Origin of the sequence: Azoarcus sp. DN11, assembly GCF_003628555.1 — a bacterium.
Taxonomy (GTDB): Bacteria; Pseudomonadota; Gammaproteobacteria; order Burkholderiales; family Rhodocyclaceae; genus Aromatoleum.
This window is the reverse complement of record NZ_CP021731.1, coordinates 673,984-689,612: the sequence shown is the minus strand read 5'-3', so window position 1 is coordinate 689,612 and position 15,629 is coordinate 673,984. Positions and strand designations below refer to the sequence as shown.

Sequence of the window (15,629 nt, the reverse complement as noted above, 5' to 3'; positions counted from 1 at the left end):
CTGAATGCTGCTTGAGATATCGCGCGACGGCACGCTGTGTACTCCGATGGTAGGGAGTACGGTATAGGCGCGCGAGGGATATGCCGCGAGAAATTTTCGCGGGATCGGCCGACGCTCCGGATCTTGACGCAAAAATGGAGCAAACCCTCGCGGATTATGCTCCATTTGGCCGCAACGCAGATCTTAACTTCTTGATCTGCCAACGAATTCTTGGTCGGGGAAAGAGGATTCGAACCTCCGGCCCCTGCGTCCCGAACGCAGTGCTCTACCAGGCTGAGCTATTCCCCGACGCTTTGCAGAGGTCAGTGATCTCTACCAACTGCAAAGTCCGATAATTGTAGCAGAGCATCCTTGAAAATGGAAGGGGGCAATACGTCGAGCGCATCCGCCGCGAGCTTTGCCTCCGCGCGCGCGTAGCGACGGGTCTCGTCCAGCGCACCGCACTCGCGGATCGCCACGAGGATCGCTGCGAAGTCGTCGCGCCCGCCCGTCTCTATGGCGCGGCGCACGAGGTCGGCCTGCTCCGCCGTGCCGTGCTTCATCGTGTGGATGAGCGGAAGCGTCGGCTTGCCTTCCGCGAGGTCGTCGCCGAGATGCTTGCCCGTCGCCGCCTCGTCCGACGAATAGTCGAGCACGTCGTCGATCAGCTGGAACGCGGTACCGAGGTGCATGCCGAAGGCCGCGATGCTGTGCTCGGTCCGTTCGTCTGCGCCGCCCAGGATCGCGCCGAGGCGCGTCGAGGCCTCGAACAGCTTGGCCGTCTTGTAGCGGATCACGCGCAGGTAGTCGTCGATCTCGACGTCGGCGTTGTGGCAGTTGAGAAGCTGCAGCACCTCGCCTTCCGCGATGATGTTGGTCGCGTCGGCCAGCACCTGCATGACGCGCATGTTGTCGACGCCGACCATCATCTGGAAGGCGCGCGTGTACAGGAAGTCGCCGACCAGCACCGACGCGGCGTTGCCGAACATCTCGTTCGCGGTCTTGTTGCCGCGGCGCAGCTCGGACTCGTCCACGACGTCGTCGTGCAGCAGGGTCGCCGTGTGGATGAACTCGACCACCGCGGCGAGCTGATGGTGGTTCGTCCCTTCGTACCCCATCGCACCAGCAGCGAACAGCACCAGCGCCGGACGGATGCGCTTGCCGCCGCTGTGGATGATGTACTCCGCGACCTGGCGGATGAGGACGACGTCGGAATGCAGACGCTGGCGGATGACGGCATCGACCGCCTGCATGTCGGCGGCGATCGGCGCATAGAGCTGCTTGGTTGACAAGATGAAGCGCCTGGCTGGAACAAAAGGAAGATGGTAGGGGGGCCGGCGGCGTGCCGTCAAGAAACGCACGCGAACCGGAATGGCCCGCTCACGGAACCGGCGGGCGGACGACGTCCGGTCGATCGGTGATCACGCAGTCGACGCCCCATTCGAACAGCCGTGCGGCCCGCTCGGGATCGTTGACCGTGTAGGTGACGACCCACAGGCCGGCTTCGCGCACCGCGGCAATGCGGTCCGCATCGAGGTGGCGGTGATCGACATGCAGCGCCGCAGCGCGGAGCCTGCGGCAGCGCGCCAGCCAGTCCGCCGGCACGGCGCCGACGAGCAGGCCCCGGCGCAAGGCGGGCGCCACGGATGCGGCGACTTCGAGCCCCCGCTCGGAGAACGAGGACAGGAGGACGGCGCCGGGTTCGGCCGCCCACAGCGTTCGCGCCCGCCGCACGACGCGCTCGGCCGTCTCGGTGTCGGTCCCGTGCGACGGCTTGATCTCCAGATTGACCGCCAGCCCGAGCGCCTGGCAACGCGCGGCTGCGAGATCGAGGCACGGAACGGGTTCGCCGGCAAAGCGCGCATCGAACCAGGTGCCGGCATCGAGCGCGAACAGGACATCGTCCGACGTGTGGGCGACGGGCCCGCGACCGTCGGTCGTGCGCTCCAGCGTTTCGTCGTGGATCAGTACGGGGGAACCGCTGCCGCTGAGCATCACGTCGAACTCGACGCCCCCGCAGCCGGTTTCTGCGGTCGCGGCAAGGCCGGCCAGGGTGTTCTCCGGCGCGAGCCTGCCGCCGCAGCGGTGTGCGAGCACCGCGGGGAGTGGGAACTCCGGGCGGTGCGTCATGCGCTCAGCGAGGCAGCGGGAACATCGCCTGGACGCGGGTCACTGCCGTGTCCAGGGCTTCCTTGGCGGGCTTGCGATCGGCCCACACCGCGCTCAGCTCCTCGTCGAGGATGCCGAGCACGCGCGCCCGGGCGATGAAGCCCGAAGCGCTCGACTCCGCGGTCGCAGGCTTGTGGCTGAGCTGCGCGACGGCGACCTTGACGTTCTCCAGATCGGCGCCGAGCACGTCGCTCTGCGCCGCAAACACACCGGCACGGTTGAGCGGGAGGTAGCCCGACTCGCGCTGCCATGCAACCTGATTCTCGGGCTGCAGCCAGAAGGCGACGAAGCGCGCGACCCCCTTGTACTCGGCCGCGTTCTTGCCCGCGGCGACCCACATGGCTGCCCCGTCGGCGAGCGTGTTCTGCGGCGCGCCGGGGAAGTCGTCGTGGTACGGCAGCGGCGCGACGCCGATGTCGAAGCCGGCCTTGCGGCGGAACTCGGTCCAGCTCGACGAGGGCGCCGCGATGACCGCGCATTCGCCCGACTCGAAATGCTGCTCGGCCTCGGACTCGGCATCGAAGGTGCGGAGGTAGCGCGCACGATACCAGCTCGCCATCATCGCGACGTGCTTGACCTGCAGCATGCCGTTGAAGGCGGGACGCTCACCCTTGCCCTGCCGTGCGGCGACCGGCTCGTTGTGCCAGGCGCTGGTGTTCTCGATCATCACGCGGCCCGGCTGGGACACCGTGTACGGGCACTTGGAGCCGGCGTCGAAGAGCTGACCCAGCGCCTGCTGCAGGTCGAGCCAGGTCTTGGGCGGCGCGTCCGGATTGAGCCCGGCGCGCTGGAATTCCTTGCGGTTGATGTACATGACCGGGGTCGACAGCCCGATCGGGAGCGCCAGGAGCTGGCCCTTGGCGTCCGTCAGCGCACGATCCATCATCGCGGGCGGCTTGAGCGCCTGCAGCGGCACGCCGGCTTCGCGCATCACACTGGACAGGGCCTTGTAGCGCGGTTTGCCCGCCGCGAGGAAATCGTCCTCGGCACTGCCCTGCAGGATCGCCATGTGCGGCGCATCGGTGTCGCTCCACGCGCCGGACTGGACGACGAGGCGATAGTCCTTGTTGCCCTCGTTGAAGCGGGCGACGAGCTTTTGCAGCACTTCCTCGCGCTCGGGACTGAGCTGGTGCACGAGCCGGATTTCCCTCGGCCCCGCCGGCACGGCTGCGACCTTCGGTGCCGCTTTCGGCTTCGCGGCATGCGCAGCGACCGGCACGCCAATACACACCACCGCAGCGACCCCCGCCACGACACCATTGCGCAACATTCGAGCCAAAGGCTTCATTCCTGCTTCCTTCACGACCGTAAAATGCCAAGATTTTTTATTATAAGGCGCTTCGCCGCACGCCGCTGTCGCCTGCGCCCCCGACATTGCGTCAAGATTTTTCCCATATTGACGTTAAAGCCTTCAGCCCCCGTAAAAGGTAGCTTTCGCCATGTTCGCGCAACGCCTGATTCCCCTCTTCCTGCTCCTCGGCCTGAACGGCTGCGAACCGCTGAGCAATGCGCTCGATCTGCCCAACCCGCAGAAGACGGCGGCGCTTGCCGAGGCCGAGGGAAAGGCGATCGGCGGCGCCTGCCGGCATGCCGGACGGTCGATCGAAGATTGCTACGCGCTCAATGCGAAGGCACAGAAAGCGGCGATATTCGCGGGCTGGCGCGAGATGAACGACTACATGATGCAAAACAACCTGCAGAGCGTGCCCTCGGTGCTTGCCCATCCGCAGGCACCGCTCCCGGCAGCCGCGAGCGCACCGAAAACGCCCGATCCCGTCATGGCCGCCGCGCCGCAGGACGAACGCACGGCGAAGCGCGCATCCCGATGATCCGCGCCGACGCTTTGCGGCGTCGGTGCTGCGGCTTATCATCCGCGGCGTTCCAGTCACTGCACACAGCGCGGCCTTCGCCGCAGCGAGCCTTCCCATGTCCCTCCCTCCGCCGCAGCGTCCCGGCTTTGCCGCGAATGGCCTGCTCGCCCTCTGCCGCGCCGGCTTCGAAAAGGAAACCGCCGCCGAACTCGACGAATTCGCCGCCGGGCTCGGCCTGATGGGATTCGTCCGTGCCCAGCCGGGCAAGGCCTTCGTCGTCTTCGAGACGCCCGAACCGGTCCCCTTCGCCGAGCTGGCGGAGCGCTGCGACTGGCGCAGCCTGATCTTCGCGCGCCAACTCCTGCCGTGGTTCGCGCGCGTCGACGATCTGCCCGAGCGCGACCGCGCGACACCCATCGTGGCGGCGGTCCGTGCGAGCGGCCAACGTTTCGCCGACCTGCTGCTGGAAACCCCCGACACCGACGAAGCCAAGCAGCAGTCCGGTTTCTGCAAGCGCTTCACCGCGCCGCTGCAGCGCGAGCTCGACAAGGCGAACACCTTCCGCGAACGCGCGAAGGGGTTGCCCGCGCTGCACGTCCTGTTCGTCGATGCGAACACGGCCTGGCTGTGCGCGGCCCTGCCGGGACATGCGGCACTGTGGCCGATGGGCATTCCGCGGCTTCGCATGCTGCGCGAAGCCGGGAGCCGCTCGACGCTGAAGCTCGCCGAGGCGTTCTTCACGCTGCTCACCGAGGACGAGCGCAACGCGAGCCTGCGCGCGGGCCTGCGCGCGGTCGATCTCGGCGCCGCGCCCGGCGGGTGGACCTGGCAGCTTGCCCACCGGGGCCTGCGCGTCACCGCGGTCGACAACGGCCCGATGGCGCCGTCGGTGATGGCGACCGAAATGGTCGAGCACGTGCGCGCGGACGGCTTCACGTGGCGGCCGCCGCGCCCGGTCGAATGGCTGGTGTGCGACATGGTGGAGCAACCGACGCGCGTCTCGGCCCTCGTCGCCGACTGGCTCGCCATGGGCCGCTGCCGCCGGGCGATCTTCAACCTCAAGCTGCCGATGAAGAAGCGCCTCGACGCGGTCGAGCAATGCCGCGCGATCATCACCAAGCGGCTCGCCCACTCGGGGCCGTTCGAACTGCGCATGAAGCACCTGTACCACGACCGCGAGGAGATCACCTGCTATCTCGCCCTGCAGAATCCGGGTGCCAGCTGATCGAAGCGGCTGCGCCCATCGATTTTGCCACTGCAATGCAACAAAACGGCCGGATCGTGCATGTATAATAATGTTTTTACAGCACCCGGCCTGCCGGTTGGCGTGAGCCCCTGCCGGAACCCGAACGTTCCGGTTTCCGTTCCCCCAGTCGCCTTTCCTGGCGTCGCGCCCGACGCGACAGGCCTCCATGGAAGATAGGCGCCTATGAGCTTCGCCGACCTCGGGCTGATCCCCGAGCTGCTACGCGCTGTAGCCGACACCGGTTACACCGCCCCCACCCCGATCCAGCAGCAGGCCATTCCTGTCGTGTTGGCCGGCCGCGACGTGATGGGCGGCGCGCAGACCGGCACCGGCAAGACGGCCGGCTTCACGCTGCCGCTGCTGCAGCGGCTTTCCCGCCACGCGAGCACTTCGACCAGCCCCGCCCGCCATCCGGTGCGCGCGCTGATCCTCGCGCCGACGCGCGAGCTGGCGATGCAGGTGTTCGAGTCGGTGAAGACCTACAGCAAGCACATCCCGCTGCGCAGCACCTGCATCTACGGCGGCGTCGACATGAAGCCGCAGATCCAGGAACTGCGCAACGGCATCGAGATCGTCGTCGCGACGCCCGGGCGCCTGCTCGACCACGTGCAGCAGCGGACGATCGCGCTGAACCAGGTCGAGATGCTCGTGCTGGACGAAGCCGACCGCATGCTGGACATGGGCTTCATCCCCGACATCCGCCGCATCCTCGACCTGCTGCCGGCGTCGCGCCAGAGCCTGCTGTTCTCGGCGACCTTCTCGGACGAGATCAAGAAGCTCGCCGACCAGATGCTCAAGGAACCGCAGCTGATCGAAGTCGCCCGCCGCAACACGGTGTCGGAGACGATCACGCACCGCGTGCATCCGGTCTCCGCCGGCCTCAAGCGCAACCTGCTCGTGCACCTGCTGCGGCACGAACCGGACACGCAGGCATTGGTGTTCGTCGCGACCAAGCTCGCCTGCGGCCGTCTCGCCCACTTCCTGGAACGCCACGAGATCGCCGCCGACGCGATCCACGGCGACAAGGGCCAGGCACAGCGCACCGAGACGCTGGAAGCGTTCAAGTCCGGCAAGCTGCGCGTCCTCGTCGCCACCGACGTCGCCGCGCGCGGACTGGACATCGACGACCTGCCCTCGGTCATCAATTTCGAACTGCCGCATACCGCCGAGGACTACGTGCACCGCATCGGCCGCACCGGTCGCGCGGGCCGCCATGGCCACGCGGTATCGCTGGTGAGCGCTGAAGAGAAGCATCTCCTCGTCGAGATCGAGAAGCTCATCAAGCTGCAGATTCCGCAGGAAGCCGTGCCGGGCTTCGATCCCGAACCCGACTTCCATGAATCCGGTGCCCGCAGGGGCCGGCGTGCCCCGGCTGCCAAGGACGCCGAACCGTCGCGCGAACCGGCGAACGGCAGCCGTGCCGCCGCACCGGCCCGCAACAACGACGCGCGCCGCCGCAAGTCGATGATCGCGCCGGACGGATTCGACTTCAGCAAACCCTACGAACCGACCCAGCCGATCGCAGCAGCGGCGGGCGCCAGTCTGCAGGCGACGGAACCGGCGATCGACAAGCGGAGCATCGCGCCGCGGCGCCCGGCACGCCCCATCGCCGTCCTGCTCGGCGGACTGGGCCGCAAATAACCGCTGCCGCGCCCGGCGCGCGGCAATCGGGCGGAATTGGGGCCGCCCTCCCCGCCTATTCGGCGCAATCGTTACGGCACGTTCGCGTATTCTGAACTACGCCGAAACATCGCCCGAATACGTGGAATGGTCGCCCCCATGAACGCAGCCCACCGCCCGCAGGGCAACGAAAACCCCGAAGAGCCCTTCGTCCCCGACTTCTCCGAAGGGGCGGAAACGGGCCTCTACCTCGCGCTGTTCGAACTGCTCGACGAAGGCCTGATCATCACCGGCGACGAGGTCGTCCTCGAGGTCAACAGCGCGGCCTGCCGCCTGCTCGAGCGGGATTACCGGCAGATCGCCGGAAAGCCCCTTGCCGACCTCTTCCCCTCGGAACGCGACTTCCTCGATGCGCGCGCGCGCCTCTTCATCCAGGGCGAGATGCGCGGTAGCCTGCGGGTGTCGCTGCCCGGCGACCGGCACCGCGACCTGCGCTTCGTGGCGGCCGCGCGCATCCGGCCGGGCATCCACGCCCTGATCCTGAGCCCCGACGTGATCGCCGAGGCCTACGTCACCGCTTTCGACGAGACGCCCGCGGTCGACGCCCTCTGGCCGCGGCTGGCAGCGGCCATCGAGCAGCCCGTCATCGTCATCGACGAGCGCGACCGCATCGCAGCGGCGAACGCCGTCGCCCTCACTGCGCTGGGCCTCGCGCGCGGCAGCCTGATCGGACAGGCCGTCCACGACTGCCTGGAAATCGAATGGCCGGCCCCCGACGCCGCCCAGGTCGCAAGGCTGCGCGTGCCCGGACAGGCCGGCGAGCTCGGTGCGCGCGTGCTCGCCGGGCCCAAGCCCGCCTGGCGCCTGCTCATTCTCCCGCCGGCCTCCCCCGGCCGGGCACCGGCCACCGGCGCGGCGCTCTCGGCGGCGCCACTCGGCGAGAGCATCCTCGAGCGCATCTTCACCGACAGCCCGCTGCCGACCCTGCTATGCGAGGGCCCCGAAATGCGCATCGTCGCCGCGAACACGGCAGCGGCGCGGGTGTATGGTTATTCGCGCGAGACCCTGGGCACGATGGACCTTGCCGCACTGCGCACCGCACCCGGCGACGGCCGGCTGCCATCCGAGCCGGGAATCTGGCAGCATCGGCGCCGCGACGGCAGCATCTTCGACGTCGACATCGTCACGTATGCGCTCGACTCCACCGCCCATCCCGGCCTGGTCGTCGTCATGCACGACCTGCCCGAAGCACCGCTGCTGACTTTCGAGACGCGCCTGCGCCAGGCGATCGATCTCGGCCAACTCGACGTCCATTTCCAGCCGCTCGTGGATGCGCGCGACGGCACCGTACACGCCGGCGAGGCCCTGCTGCGCTGGCATCACCCGGAACTTGGGCTGATCCCCTTCCAGCGCTTCGCGGGCGTCGCGCGCGACTCGGGACAGCTTGCGCGCATGGGCGACTGGGTGCTGCACGCGGCCTGCAAGGCGGCGGCGACGTGGCCGCGGCGCGAGGGGCGAGCGCCGCGCCTCATCGTGAATGTGGCACTGGAGCAGTTGCTGCACGGCAACCTCGCCGAACGTGTCCATCACGCGTTGAACGCGTCCGGGCTGGAGCCGGCGCAGCTGGAACTGGATCTCGACGAACGCGTGCTCAACGACGAGCACAGCCGCCTCAGCGGCGTGCTGCAGGCAATCGCCGGGACGGGCGTGCGGCTGGCGATCGACGACTACGGCCGCGGCCTTTCCTCGATCCCACGGCTCAAGCGCTACCCGCTCAGCGCGCTGAAACTCGACCCCTTCCTCGTCCGCGAAGTCGGCATCCGCGAGGACAGCGAGGCCATTGTCGAAGCGATCGCCGGCATGGCGGGCATTCTGCGGCTGGAGGTGGTCGCACGTGGCGTCGAAACGGAGGCGCAGGAGGCCTTCCTGTCGGCGCTCGACTGCCACCTGCAGCAAGGGCCGCTCTTCGGCCAGCCCATGGGCGCGGACGCGTTCCGCACGTTTCTCGCGTAGCGATCCGTCGCGGTCCGCTCAGTACGCGAGCAGCGTGCGGCAGGTTTCCTTGCGTCCGGTAATGCGACCGAAGCGCGCGAGCTGCTCCTTCACGAACGCGTCGGAGACGCGGTCGTCCGCGCAGTAGTCGCGCAACTGCAGCGCGTAGGCGAGGTTCTGGAGATCGCGCTGCGTGCGCGACAGGGCCGGATGGCGATAGCCGGTGGTGTCGCGGAAGGAGCGATCCGCTTTCGCATCCGCGGCGGCAGCCGGCGGCGCGTCCGCCTTGCGCGGCAACGACTGCGCGAACGGGACCGTGGGCAGCAGCAGGATAAGGCTCGCAAACAGGGTGCGCAGCAACATCGGCCAGTCCTCCTCGATCACCGGCTCCCGATATTACGGCAGGTCCCGCCGCAAACTGAAGCGGCCCGCCGCCCCGGTTCCCGGAGCCGCGGGCCGCATCGGACGACGCTCAGACCTCCAGCGCCTTCACGTGCGTGATGACTTCGCCGATGATCTGCTGCGCGCTGCCGTACAGCATGCGGCAGTTGTCCTTGAAGAACAGCGCGTTCTCGATGCCCGAGTAGCCCGCGCCCTGGCCGCGCTTCACGACGATGACGTTCTGCGCCATGTCGACGTTGAGGATCGGCATGCCGTAGATCGGGCTCGACTTGTCGGTGCGCGCGACCGGGTTCACGACGTCGTTCGCGCCGATCACGAGAGCCACGTCCACTTGCGGGAAGTCGGAGTTGATCTCTTCCATGTCGAAGATCTTGTCGTAGGGCACGCCCGCCTCCGCCAGCAGCACGTTCATGTGGCCCGGCATGCGGCCCGCGACCGGGTGGATCGCGAACAACACCTCGACGCCGCCCTCTTCCAAGAGCTGCGCCATCTCCCACACCTTGTGCTGCGCACCGGCGACCGCCATGCCGTAGCCCGGCACGATGACGACCTTGGACGCGTAGCGCATCACGGACGCCGCATCCAGCGCCGAGAGCTCCTTCATCGTGCCTTCGATCGCCTCGCCGCCGCCCGCCGCCGCTCCGGTGATCGGCGTGAAGATGACGTTCCTGATCGGGCGGTTCATCGCCTTGGCCATCAACTGCGTGAGCAGCGTGCCGGACGCGCCGACGACGATGCCGGCGACGATCAGCGCGGGGTTGCCGAGCACGTAGCCCTCGAAGCCGACCGCAAGGCCCGTGAAGGCGTTCAGCAGCGAGATCACCACCGGCATGTCGGCGCCGCCGATCGGGCTGGTGAGGATCACGCCGAGCGCGAGCGCGACGGCGAAGAACGCGATGACGATGGCCGACGGCGGCGTCTCGGTGACGATGATCGCCAGACCCAGCAGCACCGCGACCGCGGCGAGCACGATGTTCACCATGTTCTGCTGCGGCAGGCGCCACGCCTTGGTCATGATGCCCTGCAGCTTGGCGAAGGCGATGCACGAGCCGGAGAACGCCACCGAGCCGATCAGCGCGCCGAGCACCGCGAGGGTCGTCGCCGTGACGCCGTGCGAACCGCCGCGCGCGAACTCGAGCGCCGCGATCGCCGCCGCCGCGCCGCCGCCCATGCCGTTGTAGATGGCGACCATCTGCGGCATGTCGGTCATCTTGACGACGCGCCCGCTCCACCATGCGACCCCGCCGCCCAGCACGATGGCGGTGATCATCAGGCCGTAGTTCCGCATTTCCGGCGTGTAGAAGGTGATCAGGGTGGCCGCGATCATCGCGTAACCCGCCCACACGATGCCCTTGCGCGCGGTGACCGGCGAGCTCATCGCCTTCAGGCCGAGGATGAACACCACGGCGACGCCGAAATACGCCAGCTGGATGACGCCGTCCATTGCGCACCTCCCGACTTCGACTTGAACATCGCGAGCATGCGTTCGGTGACGACGTAACCGCCGGCGGCGTTGGCCGCGCCGAGGAACACCGCGACGAAGCCGATGGCCAGTTGCGCGGGTTCGGCCGGATCGGCGTGCCCCAGCACGACCATCGCGCCCACGAGCACGACGCCATGCACGAAGTTCGACCCCGACATCAGCGGGGTATGCAGGATCACCGGCACGCGCGAGATCACCTCGTATCCCGTGAATGCGGCCAGCATGAATATGTACAGCGCGGTAATGCCTTCCACGTTTGCGTCCCCCTTACAGTCCCAGAACCTGCTTGACGCCCGCGTGCCGCAGCTCGCCCGCATGGGTGAGGCAGCAACCGGCCACCACTTCGTCTTCCCAGTCGAGCGCGAGCGCGCCGTCCTTGATGAAGGGCGAGATGAAGTTGAAGAGGTTCTTGGCATACATCTCGGACGCATGCACGGGCATGCGGCTGGCGATGTGGGTGGGACCGATCACGAGCACGTCCTTGATCCAGGTCTTCTCGCCGGCGACCGTGCCCTCGACGTTGCCGCCGGAATCGGCCGCCATGTCGACGACGACCGCACCCGGCTTCATGCGCGCGACCATGTCCGCACTGATGATCTTCGGCGCCTTCTTGCCGGGGATCGCCGCCGTGGTGATCAGCGCGTCGGCCTGCGCGACGGCCTTCGCGAGGCGTTCGGCCTGCCTCGCCTTCTCCTCGTCGGTGAGCTCGCGCGCATAGCCGCCGGTGCCGGCTGCCGACACCCCGGTGTCGACGAACTTCGCGCCCAGCGATTCGATCTGCTCGCGCGTCTCGGGACGCACGTCGTAGGCCTCGACCATCGCGCCGATGCGGCGTGCGGTCGCGATCGCCTGCAGGCCCGCGACGCCGGCGCCGATCACCAGCACCTTGGCCGGACGGATCGTGCCGGCGGCGTAAGTGAGCATCGGAAAGAACTTCGGGCTGTGGTCGGCGGCGATCAGCGCGCACTCGTAGCCGGCGACGGCCGCCTGGGACGACAGCGCGTCCATGCTCTGCGAGCGCGTGATGCGCGGCAGGAGCTCCAGCGCGAAGCTGGTGATCTGCTTTTCCATCAACTGCTGCGCGCGCTCGGCGCTCGACCACGGCTGCAGCATCCCGAGCAGCACCGCGCCCGGCTTCATCGCCGCGATCAGTTCAGCGGACGGCGGCTGCACGCACAGCACGAGGTCGGCCGCGGCGCACACCTCCATCCCGTTCGCCGCCACCTCGATGTCGGCAAACATGTCGTCGCGCAGGTGCGCGAGTTGCCCCGCGCCGGACTGCATCACCACCTTGGCGCCCAGGCCCAGGTACTTCTTCACCACGTCAGGCACGACCGACAGACGTCGCTCGCCCGCAATTGCTTCCGCTGGCACTCCGATCAACAGAGCCATTGGCTGTCCTCCCAGACTGGGTTGGTAACGGGAACGCTTGTGCGGGCCAACTCCGACGGCGGACAGGGCAAAGCCGCGGCCGAACGCTCCGCAGCGCCTATTCCGTTTTCGACTCTCCGATGATCCGCGACTGAATCTGCAGGTGGATACGCCCCCACCTGTTCTAATGTGTTCATGCAGCCTGCAAATGCTTGCAATTTGCAGGGGGCGCTTGACGGATAATACCGATTGCCAATGACAGCGCAACCTGTTCCTGCAAGAAATTTCCGATGAAGACAGCACGCAACGGCACCAAACGACGCAAGACCAAGGCCCTCTCAGCGGCAAAAGCCGGCCTTCCGCCGGGGTCACTGGTCCATGTCGGCGCGGTCAAGACCGATCGCCCGCAGATCACGCTCATCGCCTATGACGACGACGGCATCGAGGAAAAACACTTCGAGAACATCGCCGCCTCGCGCGAATACGTGCCGACGCGCACTCGCCGCTGGCTCAATGTGCATGGCCTGCAGGATGCGGCAATCCTCGGCGAGATCGGACTGCGCTTCGGCCTGCATCCGCTGGTCCTCGAGGACATCCTCAACACGCACCAGCGGGCGAAGATCGAGGACTACGGCGACTATCTTTTTTGCGTCCTGCGCGTGTTCGGGTATGACACGGAATCGCGGACCCTGAACTCGGATCAGCTCAGCGTCGTCCTCGGGGAAAATTTCGTCCTGACCTTCCAGGAACGCCGCACCGGCCTCTTCGAGCCCATCCGCGAGCGCATGCGCGCTGCCGGGGCGCCGCTGCTCAAACACGGCACCGACTATCTCGCCTACACGCTGCTCGATACGGTCATCGACCAGTATTTCGTCGTCGTCGACCAGCTGAGCGACACCGCCGAGCAGCTCGAGGACGAAGCCCTGGCAAGCCCGACGCCCCAATTGCTGCGCACGATCAACCTCGTCAAGCACGACACCCAGCTGCTGCGCCGCGCGATCTGGCCGCTGCGCGAAGTGCTCAACGGCCTGATCCGCGACGAGAACCGCTTCTTCCAGCCCGAGACCCGGTTATATCTTCGCGACGTCTACGATCACACCATCCACGTGATCGAGACGCTCGACGCCGTGCGCGAGCTGCTGGGCGACCTGATGGACATGTATCTCTCGTCGGTCAGCAACCGGCTGAACGTCGAAGTGCGCATCCTCACGGTGCTCACCACGCTGTTCCTGCCCGCTACGCTGATCACCGGCATATTCGGCATGAATTTCAGCCACATGCCGCTGCTGGGTGACGCCCAGGGCTTCTATATCTCGCTGGCGATGATGGCAGGGGTCGCGGGAGCCATGGCGGCCGCGTTCTGGCGGCGGAACTGGCTAAGACTCTGACTCGGGGGCGGGAACGTCGACGAGCTTGATCAGCGCCAGCGAGATGTTGTCGCCGCTCCCGGCGCCACGCTTGCGCGCCCGGTCGACCAGCGCTTCGGCCGCATCGCGGGCGCGGCGGCCGGAAACCTCGGCCGCGATCTCCGCATCCGACAGCAGCCCCCAGAGGCCGTCCGAACACAGCAGGAAGCTGTCCCCCGCCTGGGGACGAACTGCCTCGCCGACGCTCACCTCGGGTGCCTGCGCGGCGCCGAGGCAGGACAGCAGGACGTTGCGCTGGGGATGCACGCGCGCGCCGGCATCGTTGAGTTGCCCCTTGCGCTGCAGGTCGCCGACGAGCGAATGATCTTCGCTGCGGCTGATCAGGCGGTTATTTCTAAAGTGATAGAGACGCGAATCGCCGCAATGCGCCCAGCGTATCTGCCCGGGCTGCAGCACGAATACCACGGCCGTGCTGTGAGGCTCCTTTTCGCTGGTCAGCCGCGTCAGGCGGATGATCAGGTGCGCCTCGTCGACGATGCCGTGCAGCAGGTCGGCGACCTCTTCCCTGCGCGGAGAGTAGTCTTCGAAGTTCTGCCGCGCCTTCAGCAGCACCTGCTCGGCTGCCATGGCGCCGCCGGTGTGCCCGCCCATGCCATCGGCAAGAACGGCCATGAGCGTTCCGGGCTGGCGCGGATGCGCGAAGACGCCCACGCGGTCCTGCTGCTCGTGCCGGTCGCCGATGTGGCTTGCAACGCAGGTTTCGACGGTAATGGGCATTGGCGGTGGAATGTATTTTTCCGCCGATATTACCGCGGCTACCCAGTTTGGGATAGAGAGGAGGCGGGCAGCCGCTTACCCGTCGTGATGTCATTCACGCTCGTCGACGGGGCGCTTTCAGGGCGCGGCGCGCATCCGTGGCCGGACGTGCGCCGCGCCCCATTCCTCACAGGGGAAGGCCGTTGAGGCGGCTGTCGACCAGCTCCACCCAGTGGCGCACGGGCGTCTCCGTGCCGCCCTGCAGGTGCGTCATGCACCCGATGTTGGCCGACGCGATGATCGCCGCCCCGCCCTCGCCCAGCGCCGCGAGCTTGTTGGTACGCAACTGCTTCGAGAGCTCCGGCTGCAGGATCGAGTAAGTGCCGGCCGAGCCACAGCACAGATGGCCGTCACGCACCGGCGTGAGCTCGAAGCCCGCGGTCGTGAGGAGGTTCTCGACGACGCCGCGGATCTTCTGGCCGTGCTGCAAGGTGCAGGGGGACTGGAACGCCACCTTGACGGCGTCGCCGCGACGGGTCTTCAGCAGCTCCTGCAGCTTCCAGCCCTCCGCAGCGACGATTTCGCTGACGTCACGGGTCATCTCCGCAATGCGCGCGGCCTTTTCCGCATAGGCAGGATCCTGCGCGAGCAGGTGGCCGTAGTCCTTCACCTGCACGCCGCAGCCCGAGGCCGTCATGACGATGGCCTCGATCTCACCGCGTTCGACCGCCGGCCACCAGGCGTCGATGTTGCGCCGGGCATCGTCGCGGCCGCCTTCCTGGTCGTTCAGGTGGAAGCGCACTGCGCCGCAGCATCCCGCCCCCGGCTGCTCGACCAGCGAAATGCCGACGGCGTCGAGCACGCGCGCGGTCGCCGCGTTGATCGACGGCGCCATCGCGGGTTGCGCGCAACCGGCCAGCGCGATCATGCGCCGCGCGTGGTGCGGCTTGGGCCACGGGCCGGCGGGACGCAGGCTGGGCACCTTTTCCTTCAGCGCCTCGGGCAACAGCCCGCGCACGGCACGACCCGCCTTCATCGCGACGCCGAACACGTCCGTGCGCGGCACGAATTCGCGCAGCGCCCAGCGCTTCGCCGCCTCGGCGCCGCGCCGCGGCACGCGCTGTTCGACGATATTGCGGCCGATGTCGGCCAGGCGGCTGTAATGCACGCCGGAAGGACAGGTCGACTCGCACGAGCGGCAAGTCAGGCAGCGGTCGAGGTGCAGGCGCGTCTTTTCGGTGACGTCGTGGCCTTCGAGCAGCTGCTTGATCAGGTAGATGCGGCCGCGCGGCCCGTCCAGCTCGTCGCCGAGCAGCTGGTAGGTCGGGCAGGTCGCGGTGCAGAAACCGCAGTGCACGCAGTTGCGCAGGATCGCTTCGGCCTCGCGCCCTTCGGGCGTGTTCTTGATGAAATCGGCAAGTTGGGTCTGCATG

14 protein-coding genes and 1 tRNA gene are annotated in these 15,629 nt (G+C 67.6%); 5 read left to right on the top strand and 10 right to left on the bottom strand.

Features of this window, described 5'->3' with window-relative positions; translation table 11 throughout:
* Window positions 1–211: 211 nt before the first annotated feature.
* The 4 genes from CDA09_RS03080 to CDA09_RS03065 all read right to left on the bottom strand — a co-directional run bounded on the left by CDA09_RS03080 (window position 212) and on the right by CDA09_RS03065 (window position 3,436).
* Window positions 212–288, bottom strand: a tRNA-Pro gene (locus tag CDA09_RS03080).
* A gap of 14 nt (window positions 289–302) precedes the next feature.
* The gene (ispB, locus tag CDA09_RS03075) at window positions 303–1,271 is read right to left on the bottom strand and encodes an octaprenyl diphosphate synthase (RefSeq protein ID WP_121427277.1); all 969 of its coding nucleotides are present in this window, start codon (window positions 1,269–1,271) and stop codon (window positions 303–305) included.
* A gap of 88 nt (window positions 1,272–1,359) precedes the next feature.
* Window positions 1,360–2,109, bottom strand: a complete 750-nt coding sequence (ugpQ, locus tag CDA09_RS03070) for a glycerophosphodiester phosphodiesterase (RefSeq protein WP_121427276.1) — start codon at window positions 2,107–2,109, stop codon at window positions 1,360–1,362.
* 4 nt (window positions 2,110–2,113) lie between these two features.
* Entirely contained in the window at window positions 2,114–3,436 is a 1,323-nt protein-coding gene (locus tag CDA09_RS03065; protein ID WP_121427275.1) for an extracellular solute-binding protein, read from the bottom strand.
* 151 nt (window positions 3,437–3,587) lie between these two features.
* Here CDA09_RS03065 and CDA09_RS03060 point away from each other — a divergent pair, with 151 nt between their 5' ends.
* From CDA09_RS03060 to CDA09_RS03045, 4 genes are all read left to right on the top strand, one after another.
* The gene (locus tag CDA09_RS03060) at window positions 3,588–3,977 is read left to right on the top strand and encodes a hypothetical protein (protein WP_286164366.1); all 390 of its coding nucleotides are present in this window, start codon (window positions 3,588–3,590) and stop codon (window positions 3,975–3,977) included.
* 97 nt (window positions 3,978–4,074) lie between these two features.
* On the top strand, window positions 4,075–5,184 hold the full coding sequence (rlmM, locus tag CDA09_RS03055; protein ID WP_121427274.1) for a 23S rRNA (cytidine(2498)-2'-O)-methyltransferase RlmM: 1,110 nt from the start codon (window positions 4,075–4,077) through the stop codon (window positions 5,182–5,184).
* A 204-nt stretch (window positions 5,185–5,388) separates the two neighbouring features.
* Window positions 5,389–6,846: a DEAD/DEAH box helicase gene (locus CDA09_RS03050; RefSeq protein WP_121427273.1), complete on the top strand. Its 1,458-nt coding sequence runs from the start codon at window positions 5,389–5,391 to the stop codon at window positions 6,844–6,846.
* A gap of 138 nt (window positions 6,847–6,984) precedes the next feature.
* A complete protein-coding gene (locus CDA09_RS03045) occupies window positions 6,985–8,838 on the top strand; it encodes an EAL domain-containing protein (protein ID WP_286164365.1) in 1,854 nt (617 codons plus the stop codon).
* A gap of 18 nt (window positions 8,839–8,856) precedes the next feature.
* On the opposite strand, the gene CDA09_RS03040 is transcribed toward CDA09_RS03045, so the two are convergent.
* The 4 genes from CDA09_RS03040 to CDA09_RS03025 all read right to left on the bottom strand — a co-directional run bounded on the left by CDA09_RS03040 (window position 8,857) and on the right by CDA09_RS03025 (window position 12,094).
* Window positions 8,857–9,180, bottom strand: a complete 324-nt coding sequence (locus tag CDA09_RS03040) for a hypothetical protein (RefSeq protein ID WP_121430709.1) — start codon at window positions 9,178–9,180, stop codon at window positions 8,857–8,859.
* 109 nt (window positions 9,181–9,289) lie between these two features.
* Window positions 9,290–10,663 carry an NAD(P)(+) transhydrogenase (Re/Si-specific) subunit beta gene (locus CDA09_RS03035; protein ID WP_121427271.1) on the bottom strand — a complete coding sequence of 458 codons (1,374 nt, stop codon included), beginning with the start codon at window positions 10,661–10,663 and terminating at the stop codon, window positions 9,290–9,292.
* Window positions 10,603–10,956 (bottom strand): NAD(P) transhydrogenase subunit alpha part 2, encoded by a 354-nt coding sequence (locus tag CDA09_RS03030; protein ID WP_121427270.1) that lies wholly within the window; start codon window positions 10,954–10,956, stop codon window positions 10,603–10,605. The genes CDA09_RS03035 and CDA09_RS03030 overlap by 61 nt, the downstream gene beginning before the upstream one ends.
* 13 nt (window positions 10,957–10,969) lie before the next feature.
* Window positions 10,970–12,094: an NAD(P) transhydrogenase subunit alpha gene (locus CDA09_RS03025; protein WP_121427269.1), complete on the bottom strand. Its 1,125-nt coding sequence runs from the start codon at window positions 12,092–12,094 to the stop codon at window positions 10,970–10,972.
* A 269-nt stretch (window positions 12,095–12,363) separates the two neighbouring features.
* Between CDA09_RS03025 and corA the strand changes: the two genes are divergently transcribed.
* On the top strand, window positions 12,364–13,461 hold the full coding sequence (gene corA / locus CDA09_RS03020) for a magnesium/cobalt transporter CorA (protein WP_121427268.1): 1,098 nt from the start codon (window positions 12,364–12,366) through the stop codon (window positions 13,459–13,461).
* On the opposite strand, the gene CDA09_RS03015 is transcribed toward corA, so the two are convergent.
* Window positions 13,450–14,217: a PP2C family protein-serine/threonine phosphatase gene (locus CDA09_RS03015; RefSeq protein WP_121427267.1), complete on the bottom strand. Its 768-nt coding sequence runs from the start codon at window positions 14,215–14,217 to the stop codon at window positions 13,450–13,452. The genes corA and CDA09_RS03015 overlap by 12 nt on opposite strands.
* 166 nt (window positions 14,218–14,383) lie before the next feature.
* Window positions 14,384–15,628: a glycolate oxidase subunit GlcF gene (gene glcF / locus CDA09_RS03010; protein WP_121427266.1), complete on the bottom strand. Its 1,245-nt coding sequence runs from the start codon at window positions 15,626–15,628 to the stop codon at window positions 14,384–14,386.
* Between the last annotated feature and the right edge of the window lies 1 nt (window position 15,629).

Excerpts from the sequence above, each read along its gene's own strand:
- corA (WP_121427268.1), top strand. The coding sequence starts at position 12,364 with ATGAAGACAGCACGCAACGGCACCAAACGACGCAAGACCAAGGCCCTC.
- CDA09_RS03040 (WP_121430709.1), bottom strand. The coding sequence starts at position 9,180 with ATGTTGCTGCGCACCCTGTTTGCGAGCCTTATCCTGCTGCTGCCCACG.
- CDA09_RS03045 (WP_286164365.1), top strand. The coding sequence starts at position 6,985 with ATGAACGCAGCCCACCGCCCGCAGGGCAACGAAAACCCCGAAGAGCCC.
- CDA09_RS03025 (WP_121427269.1), bottom strand. The coding sequence starts at position 12,094 with ATGGCTCTGTTGATCGGAGTGCCAGCGGAAGCAATTGCGGGCGAGCGA.
- CDA09_RS03035 (WP_121427271.1), bottom strand. The coding sequence starts at position 10,663 with ATGGACGGCGTCATCCAGCTGGCGTATTTCGGCGTCGCCGTGGTGTTC.
- rlmM (WP_121427274.1), top strand. The coding sequence starts at position 4,075 with ATGTCCCTCCCTCCGCCGCAGCGTCCCGGCTTTGCCGCGAATGGCCTG.
- CDA09_RS03015 (WP_121427267.1), bottom strand. The coding sequence starts at position 14,217 with ATGCCCATTACCGTCGAAACCTGCGTTGCAAGCCACATCGGCGACCGG.
- CDA09_RS03060 (WP_286164366.1), top strand. The coding sequence starts at position 3,588 with ATGTTCGCGCAACGCCTGATTCCCCTCTTCCTGCTCCTCGGCCTGAAC.
- ugpQ (WP_121427276.1), bottom strand. The coding sequence starts at position 2,109 with ATGACGCACCGCCCGGAGTTCCCACTCCCCGCGGTGCTCGCACACCGC.
- glcF (WP_121427266.1), bottom strand. The coding sequence starts at position 15,628 with ATGCAGACCCAACTTGCCGATTTCATCAAGAACACGCCCGAAGGGCGC.
- CDA09_RS03065 (WP_121427275.1), bottom strand. The coding sequence starts at position 3,436 with ATGAAGCCTTTGGCTCGAATGTTGCGCAATGGTGTCGTGGCGGGGGTC.
- CDA09_RS03050 (WP_121427273.1), top strand. The coding sequence starts at position 5,389 with ATGAGCTTCGCCGACCTCGGGCTGATCCCCGAGCTGCTACGCGCTGTA.